We start from the raw sequence: 21459 nt of genomic DNA on the forward strand, positions 1-21459 counted from the left end.
TACCCATGTCTTTGTTGCTGCTGCACTTGTCGCCACCGTCGCTGGGTGGCACCGCAGACACATGCTCGCCGGGCCAGGCCGAGCAGCTGTCGCACGCCCGTTCGGGAAGATGTGCCTGTCCAGCCTCGTCGGGCAGCCGTCGCGCCCCTTCAACCGTCCATGATCCCAGCGATTTGGCCGCCTTACCGGATACAGTAGCTTATGTTGTTATGTGGCCATACAGATGCAGTAGCTGTAGTAAAGAGAGATGATCATGGACAACTACGCGGATGCCACCGTCTTCATCACCGGAGGGGCACAGGGCATCGGGCTCGGCATCGCCCGCGCCTTCGCCCGGGCCGGCGCCCGCATCGCGCTGGCCGACGTCGATCGTGACCAGCTCCGGGCCGCCGAGGAGGAGTTGTCCATCCTGGGCAACGTGAGCACGCACACACTGGACGTCCGCGACCGTGACGCCTTCGCCCGAATCGCTGACGCCGTCGAAGAGCGGTTCGGGCCGGTCACCGTGCTATGCAACAACGCGGGGGTCGCCGCCGCCACGCCCCCGTCCGCGCTGACCTACCAGGTGTGGGACCACGTCCTCGGCGTCAACCTGGGCGGCACGGTCAACGGCCTGCAGACGTTCCTGCCCCGGATGCTCAGCCGCGGCGGGCCGGCCCACATCGTCAACGTCGCCTCCGGTGCGGGGCTCGTCGCCAGCGACAAGATCGCCTACGTCGCCTCCAAATTCGCCGTCGTCGGACTGTCGGAATCATTGCGGCAACACAGGGAGCTCACCGAACGCGGCATCGGGGTGAGCGTCGCCTGCCCCGGTTTCGTGCGTACCAACGTCATGGCCAACAGCGCCAAACTCGATCCCGGTGGTGCGCTGCCCGCCAACGAGGCACGCGACGCGCTCTTCGAGCGTTTCGGGCTGCCGCCGGACGTGGTCGGCGAGCAGGTCTTCCAGGCGGTTCGGGAGAACAGGTTTTATGTCCACACCGACCGAATGCTGGCCGACCCGATCGAGCAACGCACCCGGGTGCTGCTGGAAGCAATGCCACCGGAGACCGAACGCGACCGCCGAATCGCCGCCGCCTTCGAGGACGCGATCAAGTCCGCGATCCTGTCCGGATGAGTGGAGGCGACGCGATGCGCATCCTGATTTCCGGGGCCAGCGTGGCCGGCCCCGTGCTCGCATACTGGCTGAACCGGCACGGCTTCTCTCCCACCGTGGTCGAGCGGGCCCCCACTCTCCGCAAGACCGGAGGGCACGCCGTGGACCTATTCCGCCCCTCCTTGCGGATCATCGAACGCATGGGACTGCGACAGGCGGTCCTGGATAGCGAGGTCGGCACCGAACGCGTGACGTTCCTCATGGGGGATGCCCAGCCGATCCGCCTCGACCACCACAGAACCCTGGGCGTGGCCACCGATGGGCACGTCGAGATCATGCGCGACGACCTGAGCGAGATCCTTTACGAGGCTACCCGTGACGACGTCGAATACGTCTTCGGCGACTCCATCACCTCCATCGACGAGGGCTGCGATGAGGTGCAGGTCACCTTCGAGCGCGGCTCTCCCCGCTCCTTCGGCCTCGTGATCGGCGCTGACGGCCTGCACTCCAACGTCCGCGGCATGGCCTTCGGCGAGGAACGCCGCTTCGCCCATCACCTCGGCGGCTACGTGGCGGTGGCCACCGTTCCCGACCGCCTCTCGCTTTCCGCCGAGATGATCACGCTGGCCGACCCGGGGCGCATGCTGGCCCTCTACAGCCCGCGACATCTGGACGAGGCGCGCGTGATCTTCATGTTCCGCAGCCCCGGCCGCCTCGACTACCACTACCGCGACACCGCGCGGCAGAAGGAGCTGCTGCGCGAGCACTTCGCCGGGATCGGCTGGGAGGCACCCCGGCTGCTCGCCGAGCTGGACCACGCCCCCGCCTTCTACTTCGACGAGATCACGCAGCTGCGGATGGACACCTGGTCGCGAGGCAGGGTGAGCCTGGTCGGCGACGCCGCATACTGCCCGGGGCCGGCGGTCGGTGCCAGCACCAGCATGGCGGTGATCGGGGCGTATGTGCTCGCCGGGGAGTTAGCCGCGGCCGGCGGCGACCACACTGCGGCCTTCCCTGCCTACGAGCGAGCAATGGCCGGTTACGTCGGAAAGGCACGGGACTACGCCGCTCGGATGGTCAAGCAGGTCATTCCCGGTACCCGGGCCCAGGTGTGGGCGGGCGCGCAGGCCCTACGCCTGATCGGTGGCCTGCCCGCCCCTGTGGGTCGCATTCTCTCGAAGCGGGTGAACAGCACAGGCGTCCACGACGACGTCGACGTCAAGAGCTACCCTGACGACCTGCGAAACTGACGCCCGCCGCGCGGTCGGAGGGGCATGAGCCGTCCGGACTGGTCCGCTTCCGTCCGGGAGGGGCCCTCACGCGTGCCCGCGCACCGCAGCGCGGGCGGCGCTCATTCGGGCAGCTCCAGGACCCTGGCGTGCAGGATCGATCGTTGGTGGAGCGCGGTGCGCAACGCGCGGTGCAGGCCGTCCTCCAGATAGAGCTCGCCCTGCCACTGCACCACGTGCGGGAAGAGATCGCCATAGAACGTGGAGTCGGCGGCGAGCAGCGAATGCAGGTCCAGCATGGCCTTCGTGGTGATCAACGAGTCGAGCCGGACCTGCCGTGGCGGGATCTGCGCCCACTCTCGGGGCGTCAAACCGTGTTCGGGATAAGGGCGTCCGTCGCCGACAAGCTTGAAGATCACCCCCCTGATTTTATGAGAGAATCCGAATCCTCGCGTTATCCGCGGTGCGTCGGCCCAGCTGAGCCCGCGCATACGGGTTTTCCCGGCCCTGCGGGAAAAGGGGTTTCCCGCGTTCCTTGATCGGCTTTTTCGGCTCAGATGTCCCCGGAGAAGGTGTCGCACCGCTGGGGTCGGCCGCTCTCATATCCTCTGCTGAACCATTTCGCGCGCTGCCGCGAGGTGCCGTGCGTGAAGGCGTCGGGGTTCACCCTGCCCTGGGAGCGCCGCTGGATGCTGTCGTCGCCGACCGCCGCGGCCGCGCTGAGTGCCTGGTGGATGTCGGCCTCAGAGAAGGGCTCCTGGTAGAAGCCGGTCCTGACCGCGTTGCGCGCCCAGACGCCCGCGTAGCAGTCGGCCTGGAGTTCCAGGCGTACGGACGCGCTGGCGGCGCCGGGCAGGCCGGCGCCGCCGAGGCGTTCCATGGTGCCGAGCAGGTTCTGTACGTGGTGGCCGTACTCGTGGGCGACGACGTACGCCTGGGCGAAAGGCCCGCCTTCGGCGCCGTAGTCCCGCTGGAGGGCGTCGAAGAAGGTCAGATCCAGGTAGACCTTGCGGTCGGGCGGGCAGTAGAAGGGCCCGACGGCGGAGTTCGCCGCGCCGCAGCCGGTGCTGACCGTCCGGGAGAACAGCACGGTCCTGGCCGGCCGGTACGCCATCTGGCCCTGCCGCCCGAACTCCCCCCGCCAGTACGACTGGATGCTGTTGACCGTGCCGACGATGCGGCAGTCCTCGGACTGGTCGGCGTCGGCGCCGGTCCGGCAGCGTTCGGCCAGGTTGCCGCTGCGGCTCGGCGAGAGGGCCGGAGGGTCGCTCGGCGCCTGCCTGTCACGCTGCTCGCCACCCTGCTCGCCACCCTGCCCGCCGCTCTGGCGGCCGCTCTCGTCGTCGCCGCCGAACGGCGAGGGGACGATCCCGAACAGGAGCAGCCCCGCCACCGCCAGGGCCAGCGTCAGGCAACCGCCGCGCCGGCCGAGGGGCACCATGCAACCGCCGGGCATGCCGCCCCCGCGTGGTCGCGGGCGCGTGGCCCGTGCGTCCTCGACCTGCGACGGGTCGAGAGGCGCGTCGTCATCGAATTGCATGTCACCCCCGCGATGGTCATCCCCAGTAGTTCGGCGAATACGCAGGGTGGCCAACGAAGGGTGTCTTTTCTGGGTATGCCGGATAATCTTCCGACATGACGATTGGAATAGTCGGGATTGCGCTGGTTTCGCTGGGCATGGTTCTCACACCAGGCCCCAACATGGTCTATTTGATCTCACGGTCGATCACCCAAGGCCGCAGAGCCGGCCTGATCTCCCTCAGCGGAGTCGTCCTCGGCTTCACCGTCTATCTGGCGGCGACGTGCCTCGGGTTGACGGCCGTTTTCGCGTACGTGCCGGCCGCGTACACCGCGCTCAAGCTGGCCGGCGCCGCCTACCTGCTCTGGCTGGCCTGGAACGCCGTCAAGCCCGGCGGCACGTCGGCCTTCCAGCCACGTGACCTCCCGGTGGAGCGGCCGGCCAAGCTGTTCGGCATGGGCCTGCTGACGTGCCTGCTCAACCCCAAGATCGCCATCCTGTACCTGTCGCTGCTCCCGCAGTTCATCGACCCGTCGATGGGCCACGTGCTGCTGCAGAGCCTCGCGCTCGGCTCCGTGCAGATCGTCGTCGCCACCACGGTCAACGGCCTGATCGCGATCTCGGCGGGGGCGCTGGCCGCGTTCCTGGCCGGCCGCCCGGCCTGGCTGCGCGTGCAGCGCTACATCATGGGCAGCCTGCTCGGCGGCTTCGCCGTACTCATGGCGACCGACCGCTCCAAGGCGCTCGCCCCCGCCTGAGCCGCGCGGCCGCGGAGCGCGGGAAAAGGATGAGACCTCGGAGCGGCGGTCTGCCAGCATGCACGCTCATGGACGACTTCGAGCCGACCCGCGACCGGCAGGTGGGCCGGGAGCTCGCCAAGCTGCACCGGATGCGCGGAGAAGCCGGCCTGTCCGCCGTCCCCCGGGACAGGAGCCCCGGGGATCCGCGGGTGCTCGTGGACCGGCTCCGCGCCGACGGCTGGATCGACGCCGACGCTGCCCGCTGGCTCACCGGGTGGTTCGACGCGCTCAGCCCGTACGTCCCCGCCGAACCGCCCATCGTGCTGGTGCACGGCGACATCGCCCCGCAGAACCTGCTCGCCGCGGAACGAGGGGCCGTACTGGCGGGCATCGTGGACTGGGGCGACGCGCAGTGGGCCGACGCGGCGACCGAGTTCGCCAAGACACCGCTGAGCGCCGTGCCCGCCATGCTCGACGGATACTCCCAGGAGGCCGGCGAGGGCAGCTCGGTGCGCTCCTGGGAGGCGCGGGTGTTGTGGGTTCACCTCACCTGGGCCCTCGGCCGTCTGGCGGATCCCGTACCGAAGCCAGGCGAGCGCCACTGGACCGCGCCGCCGGCCAGCCGGCTCCTGGGCCTTCTGCGCTTCTTCGCGTCCAACCCGCCATCGCCCTGGGCGGATCTGGTGAGCGGCGCCCCTGGCTGCGCGAAGCGCGTCCGGGAGGCGGGCCCGGGCTGAGCGTTCAGGGGAGTTCAGCGGCCGGGCCGGAGCAGGCGGCCGGTCTCTCTCACGCGGCGGGCCAGCCTGTGCCGGTTACCCCAGAGGTGCACGCCCGCGGTGACCAGAAAGGCCACGGTCGCCGTGCTGTGCCACGGCCGGGCGGCCGGTACGCCGCTCCACTGCACCAGCCCGGTGATGGTCAGCGCGATGCCGGCGGCCAGCAGCAGGCCGTCCCGTATGCCGACGCGCCGCATCGTCCCCCGAAGCCCTCGCCGTGACCGCAGCCGGCGGACCGTACGCTTGATCCAGCCACGCTGGTCGACCAGGTGCAGGACGACAACCGAGGCCACCGCCAGCCCGACCACGCTGTGGATGCTCAGGCCGCCGGGCAGGACGCCGATCAGGAACAGGTCGGCGAGCCCCAGCACGAGCATCGCGGGATAGATCCAGGACATCCCGGACCGTGTCGGCTTTGGGCGGCTTTCTCCCATCCGCACACCTTAGCCGTATCACCGGCGCGGCCACGGCCGACGCCGCCCTCACGCTCCTGGCAGGTAGCCGATCAGGGGCGCGTGGTCGGAGTATCCGTTCGCCGGGCCGCTGTCCGGCTCGTTCGCGGTGCGGTCCATGAGCGACTGGTCGGCGTCGCAGGAGGTGAAGCGCCTGCTCGTGCCGGCCTCGGTGTCGGTGATCCGCGACTTGACCGCGATGCCGAGGCCGAGGTTGCCCGACAGGGAGCCACGGCAGTCGACGCGGCCGTCGGGGCGCGCGCCGTCGGCTCGGGCGAAGGACCAGCCAGTGCCGAGGGCCGCCTTCAACAGCGCCATGTGGCTGTCGGCGGCGACACCGCAGACCTCCTGGAGCAGCACCACGTTCGCCTGGTGCTCGGACACGAGGCCGGCGATCTGCTGCACCTTCTTGTCCGGTTCATTGCGGTACGGGCAGTAGCCGGCGTCGACGATTTCGTCGTCGCTTGGGGTCCTATTCTGTAAAGCGTGATGAACCGGGGACGATCGGTGTCGGGGGAGCTGCACATCACGCGTGCCAACGCGCGGTTCCAGCAGTGGCACGCGCTGCTGGGAAACCGCGCCAAGCGGCAGCGGGCCGGAGAGTTCCTGATCCAGGGGGTGCGCCCGATCAGCCTGGCGGTCGAGTTCGGCTGGCCGGTGCGTGCGCTCATCTATGACGCTGAGCGGCCGCTGTCGAACTGGGCGAAGCAGATGCTGAAGGTGGCCGGCGGCGGGCGGGTGGGTATGTCCGCCGAGCTGCTGCGGGAGCTGGGCGGCAAGGACGAGGACACACCCGAGCTGGTGGCGGTGGCCGAACTGCCGGACGACGAGTTGTCTCGCATCCAGGTGGGGCCGTCCTTTTTGGGAGCGGTGTTCGACCGGCCGAACAACCCCGGCAACATCGGGACGATGGCACGCTCGCTGGACGCGTTCGGTGGAAAAGGGCTGATCATCACCGGCCACGCCGCCGACCCCTACGATCCCCGATCCGTGCGAGCATCCACCGGCTCGCTGCTCGCGCTGCCGGTGGTGCGCTCCCACTCGCACAGGGAGGTGCTGGCGTGGGTCGCGGAGCTACGCGCCCAGGGGCTGCCACTGACGGTGGTGGGCACCGACGAGAACGGCACTCTCGACATCGCCGACCTGGACCTGACCGGCCCCACCCTGCTGATCTTCGGTAACGAGACCACCGGGCTGAGCGCGGGATGGCGGCAGGCGTGCGACACGATGGCGCGCATCCCGATGTCCGGTTCGGCCAGTTCGCTGAACGCCGCCAGCGCGGCGACCGTGGCGTTGTACGAGGCCGCCCGCCAACGCGGGGCGAGCCGCCCCCGATGAGCTATCGCCACGCGACCGTACGGGCCGACTACAGCGACCTGTCCAGCGGCTCGGTGCTGCACTCCGCCGCGGGGTTTCCCGCTTTCCCCGTCCGGCTGGCCAGCGAGATTTTCCAGCGCGCGCTGGCCCTGCGTGGCGGCGACCGGCCCGCCGTGGTCTGGGATCCATGTTGCGGCAGCGGCTACCTCCTGACCGTTCTGGCGTTGTCGCACCGGAGCCGGATCGCCTCTGTGCTGGCCTCCGACCTCGACCCCGAAGCGCTGGGCCTGGCCGGACGCAATCTCGCCCTGCTGAGCCGGGCCGGCCTGGCCGCCCGCGCCGCCGACCTGGAGGCGCGCTCCGTCCGCCTGGACAAGCCGGCCTACGGCGCGGCGGCGCACGCCGCCCACCGGCTCGCCGCCGAGCTCGATGCCGCCGGAGGGGATGTGCCGCACGCGGTGCGCCGAGCCGACGTGTTCGACCCCGACCAGCTCCGGCCGGCACTCGGACACCGTGCGCCCGACATCGTGATCACCGACGTCCCCTATGGCGAACAGACCCACTGGGACGGCTCCGGGGCGGCATCAGGAGTCACCGGCATGGTCGCCGCTCTGTCGGCCGTGCTCTCGCGGGGCAGCGTGATCGCGGTGACCGTACGAGGCCGCAAGGTTCCCGTGGACCACGGGCCACGTCCCCGAACATCCTTCAAGATCGGCACCCGGGCGGTCGCTCTGTTCCGGACCTCCGGCGTCTCCTGACCCCCACGCCATCTTCCCGGTGGCCGGTTCCTGCTACCACCGGCTATGTCGGCGCTACCGTGCGAATCACTTCTGGAGGGTGCCCAAGGCCGGGCTGGCGGAGATTTCGCCGGAGGGCCCGCCGGCGGAAGCGGAAGAAGCGGTCGCAACGCCGATGCCGAGCGCGAGAAGACCCGTCGCGGCCACCACGGCGAGCTTCTTGAGCAGCCTGGCATGCTTCGCGAGGCCTCCCACGCGATGCGCACCAGGGGTGATGGTGTTGGACGCAGAGATCACGACACACTCCTCCATGTAAGGCTGGAGTACCGACCCTATGCACGCAAGGAAGGTGACGGCGTCAGGTGAACACCCGACAAATGTGGGAGATCCTTGCCAGGGTGATGGGTGGCCTGGCGGCGTGAAAGGCGCCTGAAAGTCCGCACGTCTATACCTGCACAGGCGAAGCACGACGCCGCACGTAGCCGGCGTTTCATCAACCATCGGCGCGAACGGCCTCGTTCCTCACATGACATTGCCGACTTCGTTTGAAGGAGAGTGGCGCTCCTCGTGACGCTGGAGATCAGATTTCTCGGCCCTTGGCAGGTTCTGGCCGCTGACGAACCGGTGCGACTCGCCGGGCACCGACGTATCGGTGTGCTGGCCAGACTCGCCCTGAACGCGGGGCAGCCCGTGAACGCCGAGCGCATCCTCACGGACATATGGGGAGACAGCTCCGCGGCGACCGCGGCCAAACAACTCCATATCGTGATCTCCAAACTACGCCAGGCGCTCGGGCTCCACACCGCCGAAGAGATCATCCAGACCGTGCCCGGCGGCTACCGGCTCGCGCTCGAACCCGACCACATCGACGCTCACCTGTTCCTGCGCCTGGCCAAACGCGCCCGCACCGGCCAGTCGCAGGGAGCCGGGGCCGCCGCGGACGCCCTGTTCCGCGAAGCTCTGCGGTTGTGGCGGGGCGAACCACTGGCCGAACTGACCGCCCCCTGGGCACGAATCGAAGCCACCCGCCTGAAAGAAGAGCACCTCACCGTCCTGGAGGACCACGCCGATCTCCGCCTCGCCGCCGGGGACCATGAGGCGGTGGCCGCCGAATTGGCCGTACACGTGCGTGCGCACCCACTGCGCGAACGCCCCGCCGCCCAGCTCATGCTCGCCCTGCACCGTGCCGGCCGCCCATCCGAAGCGCTCGCCGTCTACCAGGACACCCGCCGGCTCATGATCTCCGAACTCGGTCTCGAGCCCGGCTCCGAACTACGCCGTCTGCACCAGGCCGTGCTGGTCAAGGACCCCGTCCTCGACCTGAGCACCCCGGCACAGCGGGTCACGGTCGGCGGACCGTACGCCCCGGCCGAACTGCCCGCGGACACCCACACCTTCACCGCGCGTGCCGCCGAGATCCACCGCCTGCGCACCGCGCTCGGCCCGGACGGAAGCCCGTCCCACGGTCCGTCCATCACCGTGATCGACGGACCCGGCGGCATCGGCAAATCCGCCCTGGCCGTCCACGTCGCCCGCGCCGCGGCTGCCCGGTTCACCGACGGCGTCATCTACCTCAACCTGCACGGATCCACTCCCGGACTCGATCCGCTGACCCCGGCCCAAGCCCTGCGCCATCTGCTGCGCTCCCTGGGCCTGGACGGCGCCGCGACCTCCACCGATCCCGACGAGGCGGCCGCCCGCTACCGTTCCCTGACCGCGACGTGCGACCTGCTGGTCATCCTGGACAACGCCCGCGACGTCCGCCAGATCCGCCCGCTCATCCCCGCCGGCCCTGGTTGTCGCGTCCTGATCACGTGCCGGGACGGGCTGGCCACCTTGGACAACGCTCGCCACCTCCACCTGGGCGCGCTGAACGCCGCCGACGCCGTCGCCCTGCTGTCCCGTCTGGCCGGACCCGACCGGGTACACGCCGAACCGCACGCGGCCGAACGGATCGTCCACCTGTGCGGCGGCTTCCCGCTCGCTCTGCGGATCGTCGGCGCCCGCCTGGCCGCCCGCCCCGACTGGACCCTGTCCGACCTGGAAGGGCGGCTGGCCGACGCCGCTCGCCGCCTGGACGTGCTGGAGTACGCCGACCTGGCCATTCGCGCCAGCATCGCGGTCAGTCATCATCATCTGCGAGAAGAACCCGCCGGCCACGATGCCGCCCACCTGCTGCCCCTGCTCGGCCTGCTCGACCTGCCCTCTCACACCCCCGCCGCCACCGCCGCCCTGACCGGCTGGCCCCACCACCGCGCCGAAGCCGCTCTGGAACGCTTACAGGACGCCAGGCTCCTCGAGCCCGGCGCCGACCGCTACCGGTTCCACGACCTGGTCGGTCTCTATGCCCGCGAGCGGGCGCACCAGGACCTGCCCGAGGAGGAACGCACCACCGCCGTACGCCGCGCGCTCCACCACTACCTGACCACCGTCTGGATGGCGGGCACCATGCTCAACCGTGACGCCGTGCTGCGTTGCCCCGTGGACTTGCCCGACAGTTCCTTCGCGGATCTGGCGGAGGCGGGACGGTGGATCCAGGCCGAGCGGGACAACCTGCTCGCCGCCGCGCAGCAGGCGCTGGCCGGCCCCGACCCGGCGACCGCCATCGGCCTGGCCGTCGGCCTCCACTGGCCCTTCTGCTACCAGGGCTGGCACACGCAACTGGCCGAGGTCTACGCGCACGCCATCGAGGTGGCCGATCGTGTCGGCGCTTGGGAGGACAAGGCGCAGCTCCGCAGCTTTCTCGGCTGGGTCTACCGGGACCAGGGCCGCTACGACGCCGCGATCGCGCACCTGAAGACGGCTCTCCAGGACTGGGACCGTGCCGGCCTGCCTCGGCGGAAGGCGGGAGTGCTCAACAACCTAGGGGTCATCAACACGATCGTGGGCCGGCTCGACGAGGCCCTCGGCTATCTGGAGTCCGCGCTGGAGCTCAACGACGACGCCGAACGCCCTGCAGCCACGGCCACGATCCGCAACAACCGGGTGCACGTCTACTACCGTCAGGGGCGCTTCGACGAGGCGATCGCGGAAGCACGCCGGCTGGTGGAGCCGCGGCAGGGGGTGGGCCCGCTCGCCGACGCGGGCATCGCGCACGGTTCGCTGGGCGACGCCTACCGTCATGCCGGCAGGCTGACCGAGGCGGCCGAAAGTTACACGACGGCCGTGCGGCTGCTCGGCGAATCGGGATACCGCCTCAAAGAAGCCGTGTCGCGATGGTGGTTCGGCGCCACTCTGCACGACCTTGAACGGCACGGTGAAGCCCGGGAACAGTGGGAGGAGTCCGTCCGCCTCCTGCGCGACGCCCGACTGCTCACGCCCCGGGAGGCGACCGAGATCCTCGCTCAGGAGGTGCCGGAAACGCCCCAGCCGATCAAGAACATGCTCTGAAACGAGTGGCGGATCTTATCCGGCTTGAGACCGATGCCCGCCTACCATTCCCACATGCTCATGGGCTTAGTGATCTTATGCGTCATCCTCGCTATTCCCGTGGCGTTGGTGTGCGGCTCGGTGGTCTTCGCGTCCGAGTCGGCTCGGCGCGCCCATGTGAGGTCACGGCTCCTGCTGTGGGGGGCGGCCCTGGCGTTCGCCGGCCTTCTGGTGATGGCCCTCATCGCCTGGTCAACACGCGAGGACGAGCATTATGACGACTTCGGATCCGCTATGCAGTCCTTGGCGGCCATCATCGGAGGGTCGCTGTTTCTCACCGGGTTGGGGCCGTTCACTCCGCAACTGCTCGACATTCTGCGGCGGCGCACCGCCCGGCTGTCGCCGGTGATCCGGTTGGCCGCCCGTGACCTGGCCCGTAACAACCTCCGTACCGCTGCTCCGATCGCGATCACGATGGTGACGACGGCCTTCGCGGTGGCTTTTCTGATCGTCGCGGTCGCCACGACGGCACAGAGCAGGGCTCACTACCACCCCCAGGCTCGCCCTGGCGCCCTCGTCGTGAACGCCTGGGAGGAAGGCGCGACAGGTTCACGGGCGGTCATTCAGCAGGAACTGCCCGGAGTGCCCATCGTTCAGAAAGATGTTCTGTTCCGCCGCGAATATTTCAGTCTGGACGTCAAGGACGTGGACCTCCCGGACGTGGAAAGCGTCGATCCGCCGGGTTCCATCGGTGATCAGGCGCTCCTGCGCTATCTCACGGGGAATCCGGCCACACCGTACGACGAGGGCACAGTCGTGGTGGTCACGCCTGATGACATACAGGTCGACACGGTGACGCTTTCCTACTCCTTGCCCACCGAAAACAAGGACCGGCACAAGGCCTTCCCCGCGGTCGCGGTCAGATCCTCCGACCCGCACCTCAACGAGGTCTTCATCCCGACGAAGATCATAAAGGATCTGGGTCTTCGCCCGGAGCCGGACAAACTGATCGTCGACCCCTCCGCCCATCGGACGACGCAGGCCGAGCAGGACCGCATCAACCGGCGACTGGGTGATGGGGAGGGTGCCTACGTCGAGCGAGGGTTCCAGGAATCGGCCGGATGGATGGGCGTGGTCGCGGCGGCGATCGTCGTAGCGCTCGCCAGCGCGCTGGTGGCGGGTGGCCGGGCAGGCGCCGGAAGCCGGTCGAGACGGGTGCTGCTGCGCGTCGGCAACGGTTCGGGCCTGACCCTGCGGATGTTCGCCGCGAGTCGCTCAGCATTGAGCATGTTCTGCGGAACAGCGCTCGGGGCGGCCGCGGGCTGTGTCATCGGACTGCTCGTGGCGTGGCCGAGCACGACCTCGATCGACTGGGAGGTGCCGCCTCGGGTGTCCTTCGAAACCCCGTGGTGGGCGGTCGCCACCCTGGTCGCCGGTCTGCCCGTGCTCGCCGGGATCATCGCGGCGCTGCCCAGGCCTCGCGTACGTGGGAGGTCTCATGACCTCCATGACCGAGTGCGTTGAGAAGCATCTTCGATCGGATCGTGCGCGCTCAGGCGGGCGGCGCCAGCCGAGCTATCCGGTCAAGAAGCACATCGTCCACGTTCCCCGCAAGCAGCCCGTTGTTCGCCGAGGGACGGCAACGGGGAAGGATCCGCACCCAAGCCGGCGGTCCCTCCGCATAGCCGAAGTGCAGCAGAAACAACTCCCGTTTTCCATCGCCGACTTCCCTGCACGTGTTCTCGCCCGGTTCGGGGTCCAGCGAGTTCAGCTCCGCTGCCAGCTCGCGCGCCCGCTGCTCCCCGTGCTCCAGCCCGCGGGGAGTGAAGCCCCCACGCTGTTCATCACGGCAGACCAGCACCTTGATCGCCCCATCGGGCACCATCCGCTCATTCTGCCCTCGCCGTCCGGTCGCCGGGTCGCAGATGTTCTTCGGCGGGAGGGGCGCCCAGGTCCCGGTGCGGTAGGCAGCGGTGATGCCGCGCCCGACGTAGGAATCGCTGACGACCGTGCCGTTGGTGGTCGTCACGCAGGAGTTGACTTCCTCCGCGCTGCCCACCCACAGCGCCTGGCCATCGGGATAGGCGAACCGGACGAGGTAGTTGGTCATCGGCCCGCCCACCAAAGTGCACATCTTTTCGACGCGATCGGTGGTGACCGGAAGATAGCCCAGGTCGTAGGCCATCGACCTGGCCTGATCGGTCAACATCCGCGCTCCGGCAAGTGGCTCCCCACCCGGATCCGAGTTCTGCCCCGGGTAGGCGCAGATCAACGCGCTCATGGGCGTACCGGGCACCAGAGAGTCCTCAACCCCGTCGACGTCGGCGGCAGCCGGCACCCAGTGGCCGATCTCGTCGCTGTCCCAACGTTGGGGACATGAGGCCGGCACCGAAGGCGCAGGCTCACCGAGCCTGCCGGAAACCAGGACGACCGTGGCGAGCAGCAGGACCGCCGCCAGGGCGATGACCCAAGGGAGAGGTTTCACACGTTGATGACGTTGCCCGCCCGCCACCGGTTCACCGAACCCGCCGGCGTCATGGCCGTAGCCGGGGCGGTGTCTGGCGTAGTACGGTGCAGCGCCGCCGAACAGGTCCTCCACGGAGGGGACCATAGACGAGCCACGAGGAAGCCGCCGATCGAGCGTTTCAGCGGCCGGGAACCGCTCGCTCCAACTCAACGAGGGCCAGCGGGGGACCTTCGTCGAATTCGTGGTCGTGGGTCCTGCCGGTCTCGGAGAAGCCGTTCTTGGCGTAGAAGCGGCGCGCTTGGGCGGAGTCGCGGAGCGTCCACAGATGCACGTCGTCGTAACCGCCGTCTCGCACTCGGTCCAGGACGGCCATCAACAGGACCTTCGCGATGCCGCTGCCCCAGACGTCCGGGTGGGCGAAGAAGGTATGGATCTCCGCCATGCCGGGGCGGGAAGTGGAGGCCCCGAACCGGGCGAAGGCCCCCGGCCGATCGTTCAGGCGCGCCAGCAGGATCGAGTCCGCGTCCTCCGCCAGAATGCCGTGCCACTTGGTGCGCCGCTCCTCGACTCCGGCGGCGGCGATCTTCGGCGTGCAGAACGGCCCGTGGGAGACATCCCAGGACAGGGCGTGGATCTCGCCGAGGATGTCCCCGTCACCGGGTTTCGCAGGATGGACCGTGATCACATCGGGCATGGCTTCGACACTACAGAGGCACGGGAGAGCACCCTTCACCGGAGGGCCTGCACGTCAAGCAGGCGGCGCCGGCCGGCCTGCGGGGATCCCGGCTGGTACCGCCGGTCAACGCTCGGGCACCGCACCGTTCGCCCACTCGGACGCGTGGTCCCGGGCGAACTCGTCGAAGCCGCGGGGTGGCCGGCCGGTCAGGTCCAGCACCGCGGTGCTGACCAGATCGTCCCGGCCGGCGCTGATACCGGCGTCCACGGCGGCGAGCGCGGCGGCGAAGTCGGCCGGCATGCCGGCGGCCCGGTAGCTGCCCGCCAGCTCGTCGGCTTCGATGTGCAGCACCCGGATCGGCCGGCCGGTGCGGGCGGTGATGATCGCCGCCGCATCCTGGTAGCTCAACGCCTTCGGCCCGGTGAGCAGGTAGTCTCGCTGGTCGCCGAGCCTGGCGCCGCGATCGATCAGCAGGGCGGAGGCGGCGGCCGCGATGTCCCGCGTGTCGATCCAGCCCAGCCGGCCGACACCGGCGGCGGTGCGGATCTCGCCATGCCGCCGGATCCGCTCACCCAACGGGTGCGGGCGAAGGAAGTTCTGCATGAACCCGGATGGGCGCAGCACGACCCACCCGGGCCGGGCCCGTACCCGCGCGGCCAGTTCCAGCGCACCGGGGGCGTTCGGCAACACGATGGCGGAGCCGAGCAGCACCACTCGGCGCACGCCGAGCCGTTCCGCCTCGTCGAGGAACGGACCGACCAGCGGCAGCGGGTTCACGGCGTTCACCGGAGGCACCACATAGACCCGGTCCATCCCGCGCAGCGCGGCCGGATGGGTGGCGGGGTCACCCCAGTCGAAGCGAACCGCGTCCGGATCACCGGCGGACGGGTTGCGGCCGGCCACGCGGACCGGCACGCCGTTGCCGCGCAGCAGTGCTGCCAGCGCTCTCCCGGTCTTCCCGGTGCCGCCGGTGACCAGCACGCCGGTCATCGGGCGTTCCCGGCGTGCAGCGAGCCGAGCAGCTCGGGCAGTGTCCCGGCCGCAGAAGCGGCGGCCAGCGGGCTCCAGTAGTCCCGGTAGCGGGTGATCAGACCGTCCTGGACGGTGATCACCGTGACGTAGTCCAGCCGGTAGGGCTCGCCGGTGCGCACCGTACGCCCGTGCGCGGTGAACTCCACCACGATGGTGTCCGGCTGTTCCAGGTGATGCACGACGAGGGCCGGTATCGCTCGCACGTCCATCCGTTCCGGGTAGCCGGCCAGATAACCACGGACCTCCTCACGCCCGGACAGCCGCCGCGGCGAGTCGCCCACAGCGAACGGGAACTCGGCGGTGCCGTGCTCCGCCCACAGTTCGGCGATGGCATCCATGTCCTTGGCCAGCAACAGATCAAGCAACCGGCGGAATGTCTCCTCAGGGGTGCGTGGCACGCTGAACCTCCAGGGTCTCGGCGGGGTGTGGCCATGCCAGACTCGCCGCCTGGCCCCCGGCGAGGAACGGCCGGTTGAGCCCCGGACCACTGGTGCGGGGCTAAGCCGGGCGCCGCTGTGCCAGTCTGGGAGGGTGAGCAGAGGGGAGCTGGCCGACTTCATCCGCCGCCGGCGAGAGGCGCTGCGCCCGGATCAGATGCCGGCCACGGCCATCCACCCGCCGGGCCGGCGTGCCCGGCGCACTCCCGGGCTGCGCCGCGAAGAGGTGGCCGCACTGGCCGGGGTGTCGAACAGCTACTACGAACGGCTGGAGCAGGCCCGCGCACCGCGTCCGTCCCCGCAGGTGCTGGCCGCGCTGGGCACGGCGCTGCGGCTCACCGCCGCGGAGCGCGAGCACCTGGCCCGGCTGGCCGGGCAGGTCCCGCCGGACACGGACGCTGGGCGGGCGCCCGTGCCAGCTGACGCTCGCCGGCTGCTGGACGGGCTCGGGCCGATACCCGCCTATCTGGCCGACGAGCGACAGGACATCGTGGCCTGGAACAGCGCGGCCGCCGAGTTGATCACCGACTTCGGGCTACTGTCCGCCGAGGAGCGCAACACCGTGCGGTTGTCCATCCGGCTGGGCGGCACCGTCTGCTCGGCACCGGCCGGAGCGGAGGGGGAGTTCGCCCGGCAGTCCGCCGCCCGGTTGCGCGCGGCCAGCGCTCGCCACCCCGCCGAACGAGTGCTCGCCGAGCTCGTCAACGAGTTTGCCGCGCACAGTCCCGACTTCGCCGCCAGCTGGCGCAACCATGATGTACAACCCATATCCGCGCTGCGCAAGCGCCTACGCCACCCCGATCTGGGCGAGCTCGACCTGGACTGCCAGACCCTGCTCCTGCCCGGCACCGACGTGCACCTGGTGATCTACACCGCGCAACCTGGCAGCCCGAGCGCCGCCGCGCTCGCCCGCGTCGGCACCCGAGACGCGTGAGATGGAGACCTGCAGACGGAGCCGGTCAGGGCACCGTCGAAGGACGTTTCATGAACACCGGGCAAGGTCAGCACCGGGGCCGCCTGCGACCAGCACCTCGATGGCAAACATCTGTTCCCACTGGCCTGCCGAGCCGAGCGTCTCCGCCGGGTGCGCGATCACCGCACCGAGGGCCTGCAACGGGGGAGGGTGCGCACCCAAGCCGGCGGTCCTTCCGCGTAGCGGAGACCAGAACTGAGGCCGGACACGACGAAGGGGCCGACTTGGATGGGGTCGGCCCCTTCGCGTTTACTGCCTCAACCAGGCGCGGAGGATGGGGGATTTGAACCCCCGAAAGGTTGCCCTTTACACGCTTTCCAAGCGTGCGCCCTCGGCCACTAGGCGAATCCTCCGCGGACGAGCTTACCTGACTCCGAGGGGTACGGAGACCACGTTTTTCTCCGAGCCTGCGGGGATGGAGCGAGCACTGCGGCATGCGGCTAGACTGTCAACGGACCCCTCGCGCGGCGTCATCCTGTGAACCTCCCCAGGGCCGGAAGGCAGCAAGGATAAGCGGGCTCTGGCGGGTGTGCGGGGGGTCTCTTCGTTGAGAGCCCCCTCGCAGGCGGGATGGTCGCATGAGCCTTGCGCTTTACCGCAAGTACCGACCCGGGACCTTCGCCGAGGTCAAGGGTCAGGAACACGTCACAGATCCGCTGCGACAGGCCCTGCGTACGGGCCGGATCAACCACGCCTACCTGTTCAGCGGCCCGCGTGGATGCGGTAAGACCTCCAGCGCCCGCATCCTGGCGCGCTCTCTCAACTGCGAGCAGGGTCCGACGCCCGACCCCTGCGGCGCCTGCGAGTCGTGTGTCGCGCTCGCCCCCACTGGCCCGGGCCACCTCGACGTCATCGAGATCGACGCGGCCTCGCACGGTGGTGTCGACGACGCGCGTGACCTGCGTGAGCGGGCGTTCTTCGCCCCCGTCTCCGCGCGCTACAAGATCTACATCATCGACGAGGCGCACATGGTGACCCGCGAGGGGTTCAATGCGCTGCTCAAGCTCGTCGAGGAGCCTCCGCCGCACCTGAAGTTCATCTTCGCGACGACCGAGCCGGAAAAGGTCATCGGTACGATCAAGTCGCGCACGCACCACTACCCGTTCCGGCTGATGCCGCCCGCGACGTTGCGCGCGTTGCTGGAGGAGATCCTCACCTCGGAGAGCGTGCCCTTCGAGCCGACCGCGCTGCCGCTGGTCGTCAGGGCGGGCGCGGGGTCCGCGCGTGACTCGCTCTCGATCCTCGACCAGCTCCTCGCCGGGGCCGACGACGACGGCATCACCTACGCCAAGGCCGTCTCCCTGCTCGGCTACACCGACGGCGACCTGCTCGACGAGGTCGTCAACGCGTTCGCGGCCCGTGACGGCGGCCAGGTGTTCCACACGGTCAACCGGGTCATCGAGGGCGGCCACGATCCACGCCGCTTCGCCTCCGACCTGCTCGAACGCTTCCGCGACCTGGTGATTCTGGCCAACGTTCCCGAGGCGGCGTCGAGCGGGTTGCTCGACCGGCCGGCCGACGAGCTGGAGCGTCTCGCCCAGCAGGCCGCCTCTATGGGGCCGGCCGAGCTCACGCGCGCCGCCGAGGTGTTCAACGCCGGTCTGACCGAGATGCGTGGCGCCACCTCGCCGCGCCTGCTGCTGGAGCTGGTGTGCGCGCGGGTCCTGCTGCCTGGTGCGGCGCAGGGTGAGGAGGCGCTGCTCGCCCGGCTCGAACGCCTCGAACGCGGCGGCGCGGTCGCCCAGATGGCCGCCCGAGCCGCAGCGACTCCGCCGGCGGGTTCCGGCATTTCCGGCGGTTCCGGTACGTCCGCGGGTCCTGCCACGCCGGCGGGCCCCGGTGTCCCCGAGGTCGCGGGCCACGGTCGGGTCGCCGCCTCGCCTGTCGGCGAGGGCGGTACAGAGGTGGCTCAGCCGTCCGCCCCCTCGCCGAATGCCGGGGATGACTGGCCTACACCCGTTCGTCCCGGTGCGGGTGGAGGGCAACAGGCCGGTCCCCAGGCAGAGAGCGAGGCGTCCGGCGGTGGCGCCGCCCAGCCGTCAGCCGGTGCCGGGGACGGTTCCCAGGACGCTCCGGCCCCGGGCGCTCCCGCCGTAGGGGGGCCGGGCGCGATCCAGGCGCAGTGGGCCACCGTACTGGCCGCTCTCAAGCAGCGCAGCATCGTCGTCTGGGCCAACGTGAGCACCAACGCCCAGGTGGTCGGCGTGGAGGGCAACCTGGTGACGCTCGGCTTCACCCAGGTCGGTGCGATGAAGAACTTCACGGGCGGCGGCAAGGACGCCGTCGTGGCCGCTGCGCTCGGCGACGTGCTGGGTGGCACGTGGCGGGTCGAAGCGGTCGTGGGCGGGTCCCCTGTCCCGTCCGCTCCGCGCGGTCCCGCACGTCCGCAGCAGCCCGCTCATGGCGGTGGCCAGGGGCCGACCGGTCCGCAGGGTGCGCAGGCCGCACCCGCCGCGCCCCACGGCACGCCGGGCTCCCAGGGCCGTACAGCATCACACGGCGCATCCCACGGCTCGTCCAACGGCGCCTCCCACGACGACCAGGAAGCCGCGGCGCAGGATCCCGGCCAACCTCCGGCAGGCCCCTCCTCCGCCCTTCCCGGCCCTCCGACCACCGACGAGTCGTGGCCGGACGCCCCTGACGACCTCGCCCCCGGCGCGCCTCCGTCCCCCGACCCCACCCGTACGGTCGCAGCCGCCCAGCCGGCGGGCGCCGGGCTGGCCGCCGCTCGGTCAGCGGCCAAGGCGGCCGCGCAGGCCGGTCCTCGCGTCCCTTCCCCCCGTGGCGGCGGCGCTTCCCGAGGCGGGGCCACGGCGTGGCCGGACGCGATCCCCGGCCGCTCCAAGGGCCCGGACGCCGACGAGGTCGACCCGCTCAACGACGCGGACGCCGATGTGGACTCGGTCTCGGGCATGGTGCTGCTGCAGCGCGAGCTCGGCGCCCAGGTGATCGGTGAGATCGACCACACCTGACCGCACCTCTGCGCACAGACGGCTGACCCGCCGAACGGGGGGTCAGAGGAGGAGCCGGGCGCGGGCGGCGGCGGAGCGGGAGTCGGTGGGGGGCAGAGCGGCGAGGCGTTCGAGCACCTCGTAGTCGTCGCGCCCGTTGCAGGTCTGCGCGTACGTCCAAAGGTCGCCGGGTGTGCCGCGCCGAAGCAGGCAGGCGCGCACCTGGGCCTCCAGCTCGTCGCGTTCCCTGCGGATCTCCGGTGACTCCGAGCGCAGCAGCAGGGGGCCGCGGTAGGCGCGGGCCAGCGAGGCCGGGTCGCCCGCGGCGAGGTGGCGGCGCAACTCCAGGAAGTCGGCCTCGATCGGGCAGGTCAGCCGGTACGGTTTGGCCGCGATCGCGTTCCCGAACTGGGCTCGCAGCCGGTGGATCTCCGCCCTGATCGTCACGGGGTTGCCGTCGTCGCCGTAGAGAAGGAACGACAGTTGCTCGGCCGTCAGCCCGTGGGGGTGGAGCGCGAGGAGGGCGAGGAGTTCGGCGTGCCGGAGCGACAGAGGGCGTTCGCGGTCGTCGAAGGTGGCGGTGGGCGTGCCTTCTCCGAGGAACGTCATGGTCAGGGTCGGCGGCGTGGTGGCCGGCGAGGGCAGCAGGAGGAAGCCGCTCGAGAAGGGCTCCATCAGGGCGACGGAGCCGTCTTTGAGGAGCATGCGCTGGGTCTGGCTGCCGAGGGGGATGCGCTCGCCCAGGCAGCCGGACGGGTCGCCGGAGATGACGCGGCCGGTGGACGACAGCAGGATGCCGGGCCGCCCGCGCAGTGCTTCGTAGCGGCGCCGGAGGTGTTCGTCGCGTTCGTGCATGCGCAGGGCGAGCTGGGATTCGGCGAGCTTGGCCGTGGCGGCGACCAGGGCGACGGTGGCGGGGTGAAGGGTGCGGGCGGTGCCGCTGACGTCGACGCAGCCGATGATCTGGCCGGAGTCGGGGTCGCTGATCGGGGCGGCGCTGCACGACCAGACGTGGAGCACGCGCATGAGGTGCTCCTCGGAGTAGACGTGCATGGGCCGGCGGATCGCGAGGGCGGTGCCGATGCCGTTGGTGCCGACGTTGTGCTCGGCCCACTGGTGGCCGTCGGCGAGACCGATCTGGTCGGCGCGGCGGATGACGGCCGGGTTGCCCCGCCGCCACAACACGCGCCCGTTGTCGTCGGTGACGACCATCACGTGGTCGATCTCGTCGGCCAGGCCGGACAGGGTTTGGACGAGGAGGGGGAGGAGGGGCCGCAGCGGGTGGGCCTGGCGGACATCCTCGATGTGGGAGGGGTCTAAGACGGAGGGCGCGTTCAGCCTCTCCGGGTCGATGTCGGCTTCGAGGGAGCGACGCCACGATGCTGCGATCAGACGGCGTGGAGATTCCGGCCAGTCCTGGCCGGTCGCCACCGTTTCGTGTGCCCCGCGTAGGGCGTGGGAGTATTCGTCGAGATGGGCGTAACTCATCGGTCACTCCAAGTAGTCAGCTTGACTATCCGTCTTGAAGGCCCTTCGCGCAACCCGTTCGTGAGGATTGCACAGAGTGATCAGATAGACGCAACCTGTGCGCAACGTTCGCCCCAATAGCGTTCCCGGCCAGCGCGTCGGTTCGCCGGCGTGAGGCCGGGTCTCGGACGCTGGAGGGGGGCCTGAGACCCGGCCGGACT

At 70.2% G+C, this 21459-nt stretch carries 20 protein-coding genes, 1 tRNA gene and 1 other RNA gene; 11 read left to right on the top strand and 11 right to left on the bottom strand.

Annotated elements, in window-relative coordinates; translation table 11 throughout:
- Positions 1-253 precede the first annotated feature (253 nt).
- Positions 254-1117, top strand: coding sequence for an SDR family NAD(P)-dependent oxidoreductase (locus ABGB01_RS34580; RefSeq protein ID WP_347777784.1), 864 nt, complete (start codon positions 254-256; stop codon positions 1115-1117).
- Positions 1114-2346 carry an FAD-dependent monooxygenase gene (locus ABGB01_RS34585; RefSeq protein WP_347777785.1) on the top strand — a complete coding sequence of 411 codons (1233 nt, stop codon included), beginning with the start codon at positions 1114-1116 and terminating at the stop codon, positions 2344-2346. Before ABGB01_RS34580 ends, ABGB01_RS34585 begins: the two co-directional genes overlap by 4 nt.
- A gap of 101 nt (positions 2347-2447) precedes the next feature.
- Here the strand turns inward: ABGB01_RS34585 and ABGB01_RS34590 are convergent, their stop codons facing one another.
- Positions 2448-2744, bottom strand: a complete 297-nt coding sequence (locus tag ABGB01_RS34590) for a type II toxin-antitoxin system VapB family antitoxin (RefSeq protein WP_347622985.1) — start codon at positions 2742-2744, stop codon at positions 2448-2450.
- A 134-nt stretch (positions 2745-2878) separates the two neighbouring features.
- A complete protein-coding gene (locus ABGB01_RS34595) occupies positions 2879-3865 on the bottom strand; it encodes a neutral zinc metallopeptidase (RefSeq protein WP_347777786.1) in 987 nt (328 codons plus the stop codon).
- A gap of 95 nt (positions 3866-3960) precedes the next feature.
- Between ABGB01_RS34595 and ABGB01_RS34600 the strand changes: the two genes are divergently transcribed.
- Together ABGB01_RS34600 and ABGB01_RS34605 are read left to right on the top strand one after the other, a co-directional pair.
- The gene (locus ABGB01_RS34600; protein WP_347777787.1) at positions 3961-4602 is read left to right on the top strand and encodes a LysE family translocator; all 642 of its coding nucleotides are present in this window, start codon (positions 3961-3963) and stop codon (positions 4600-4602) included.
- A gap of 68 nt (positions 4603-4670) precedes the next feature.
- On the top strand, positions 4671-5321 hold the full coding sequence (locus tag ABGB01_RS34605) for an aminoglycoside phosphotransferase family protein (RefSeq protein ID WP_347777788.1): 651 nt from the start codon (positions 4671-4673) through the stop codon (positions 5319-5321).
- A gap of 14 nt (positions 5322-5335) precedes the next feature.
- Here the strand turns inward: ABGB01_RS34605 and ABGB01_RS34610 are convergent, their stop codons facing one another.
- Together ABGB01_RS34610 and ABGB01_RS34615 are read right to left on the bottom strand one after the other, a co-directional pair.
- The gene (locus tag ABGB01_RS34610; RefSeq protein WP_347777789.1) at positions 5336-5758 is read right to left on the bottom strand and encodes a hypothetical protein; all 423 of its coding nucleotides are present in this window, start codon (positions 5756-5758) and stop codon (positions 5336-5338) included.
- Between the two features lie 84 nt (positions 5759-5842).
- A complete protein-coding gene (locus ABGB01_RS34615; protein WP_347777790.1) occupies positions 5843-6217 on the bottom strand; it encodes a hypothetical protein in 375 nt (124 codons plus the stop codon).
- Between the two features lie 84 nt (positions 6218-6301).
- Between ABGB01_RS34615 and ABGB01_RS34620 the strand changes: the two genes are divergently transcribed.
- Positions 6302-7150: a TrmH family RNA methyltransferase gene (locus ABGB01_RS34620; RefSeq protein ID WP_347777791.1), complete on the top strand. Its 849-nt coding sequence runs from the start codon at positions 6302-6304 to the stop codon at positions 7148-7150.
- Entirely contained in the window at positions 7147-7887 is a 741-nt protein-coding gene (locus ABGB01_RS34625; protein WP_347777792.1) for an rRNA methyltransferase, read from the top strand. Before ABGB01_RS34620 ends, ABGB01_RS34625 begins: the two co-directional genes overlap by 4 nt.
- Positions 7888-7953: 66 nt before the next feature.
- Here ABGB01_RS34625 and ABGB01_RS34630 read toward each other — a convergent pair whose 3' ends face one another.
- Positions 7954-8163 (bottom strand): hypothetical protein, encoded by a 210-nt coding sequence (locus tag ABGB01_RS34630; RefSeq protein ID WP_347777793.1) that lies wholly within the window; start codon positions 8161-8163, stop codon positions 7954-7956.
- A gap of 270 nt (positions 8164-8433) precedes the next feature.
- On the opposite strand from ABGB01_RS34630, the gene ABGB01_RS34635 reads away from it, so the two are divergent.
- Positions 8434-11256, top strand: a complete 2823-nt coding sequence (locus ABGB01_RS34635; RefSeq protein ID WP_347777794.1) for a BTAD domain-containing putative transcriptional regulator — start codon at positions 8434-8436, stop codon at positions 11254-11256.
- Positions 11257-11310: 54 nt separating this feature from the next.
- Positions 11311-12759, top strand: coding sequence for a hypothetical protein (locus ABGB01_RS34640; RefSeq protein ID WP_347777795.1), 1449 nt, complete (start codon positions 11311-11313; stop codon positions 12757-12759).
- Positions 12760-12787: 28 nt separating this feature from the next.
- Here the strand turns inward: ABGB01_RS34640 and ABGB01_RS34645 are convergent, their stop codons facing one another.
- The 4 genes from ABGB01_RS34645 to ABGB01_RS34660 all read right to left on the bottom strand — a co-directional run bounded on the left by ABGB01_RS34645 (position 12788) and on the right by ABGB01_RS34660 (position 15775).
- On the bottom strand, positions 12788-13834 hold the full coding sequence (locus ABGB01_RS34645) for a hypothetical protein (RefSeq protein WP_347777796.1): 1047 nt from the start codon (positions 13832-13834) through the stop codon (positions 12788-12790).
- A 46-nt stretch (positions 13835-13880) separates the two neighbouring features.
- On the bottom strand, positions 13881-14396 hold the full coding sequence (locus tag ABGB01_RS34650) for a GNAT family N-acetyltransferase (RefSeq protein ID WP_347777797.1): 516 nt from the start codon (positions 14394-14396) through the stop codon (positions 13881-13883).
- Between the two features lie 105 nt (positions 14397-14501).
- Complete coding sequence (locus ABGB01_RS34655; protein ID WP_347777798.1) at positions 14502-15368, bottom strand: NAD(P)H-binding protein; 867 nt, start codon at positions 15366-15368, stop codon at positions 14502-14504.
- Positions 15365-15775: a nuclear transport factor 2 family protein gene (locus tag ABGB01_RS34660; protein ID WP_347777799.1), complete on the bottom strand. Its 411-nt coding sequence runs from the start codon at positions 15773-15775 to the stop codon at positions 15365-15367. The genes ABGB01_RS34655 and ABGB01_RS34660 overlap by 4 nt, the downstream gene beginning before the upstream one ends.
- A gap of 166 nt (positions 15776-15941) precedes the next feature.
- On the opposite strand from ABGB01_RS34660, the gene ABGB01_RS34665 reads away from it, so the two are divergent.
- Positions 15942-16781, top strand: a complete 840-nt coding sequence (locus ABGB01_RS34665) for a helix-turn-helix transcriptional regulator (protein WP_347777800.1) — start codon at positions 15942-15944, stop codon at positions 16779-16781.
- 307 nt (positions 16782-17088) lie between these two features.
- Here ABGB01_RS34665 and ABGB01_RS34670 read toward each other — a convergent pair.
- Positions 17089-17173 (bottom strand) — tRNA-Ser (locus ABGB01_RS34670).
- Positions 17174-17271: 98 nt separating this feature from the next.
- Here ABGB01_RS34670 and ffs point away from each other — a divergent pair.
- Both ffs and ABGB01_RS34680 read left to right on the top strand, forming a co-directional pair.
- Positions 17272-17367, top strand: an RNA gene (gene ffs, locus ABGB01_RS34675) — signal recognition particle sRNA small type.
- A gap of 31 nt (positions 17368-17398) precedes the next feature.
- Positions 17399-19792, top strand: a complete 2394-nt coding sequence (locus ABGB01_RS34680) for a DNA polymerase III subunit gamma and tau (RefSeq protein WP_347777801.1) — start codon at positions 17399-17401, stop codon at positions 19790-19792.
- A 42-nt stretch (positions 19793-19834) separates the two neighbouring features.
- On the opposite strand, the gene ABGB01_RS34685 is transcribed toward ABGB01_RS34680, so the two are convergent.
- Positions 19835-21259: a GAF domain-containing protein gene (locus tag ABGB01_RS34685; protein ID WP_347777802.1), complete on the bottom strand. Its 1425-nt coding sequence runs from the start codon at positions 21257-21259 to the stop codon at positions 19835-19837.
- Positions 21260-21459 lie beyond the last annotated feature (200 nt).

The sequence above is a fragment of the Nonomuraea sp. B5E05 genome, from assembly GCF_039880665.1.
Taxonomy (GTDB): domain Bacteria; phylum Actinomycetota; class Actinomycetes; order Streptosporangiales; family Streptosporangiaceae; genus Nonomuraea.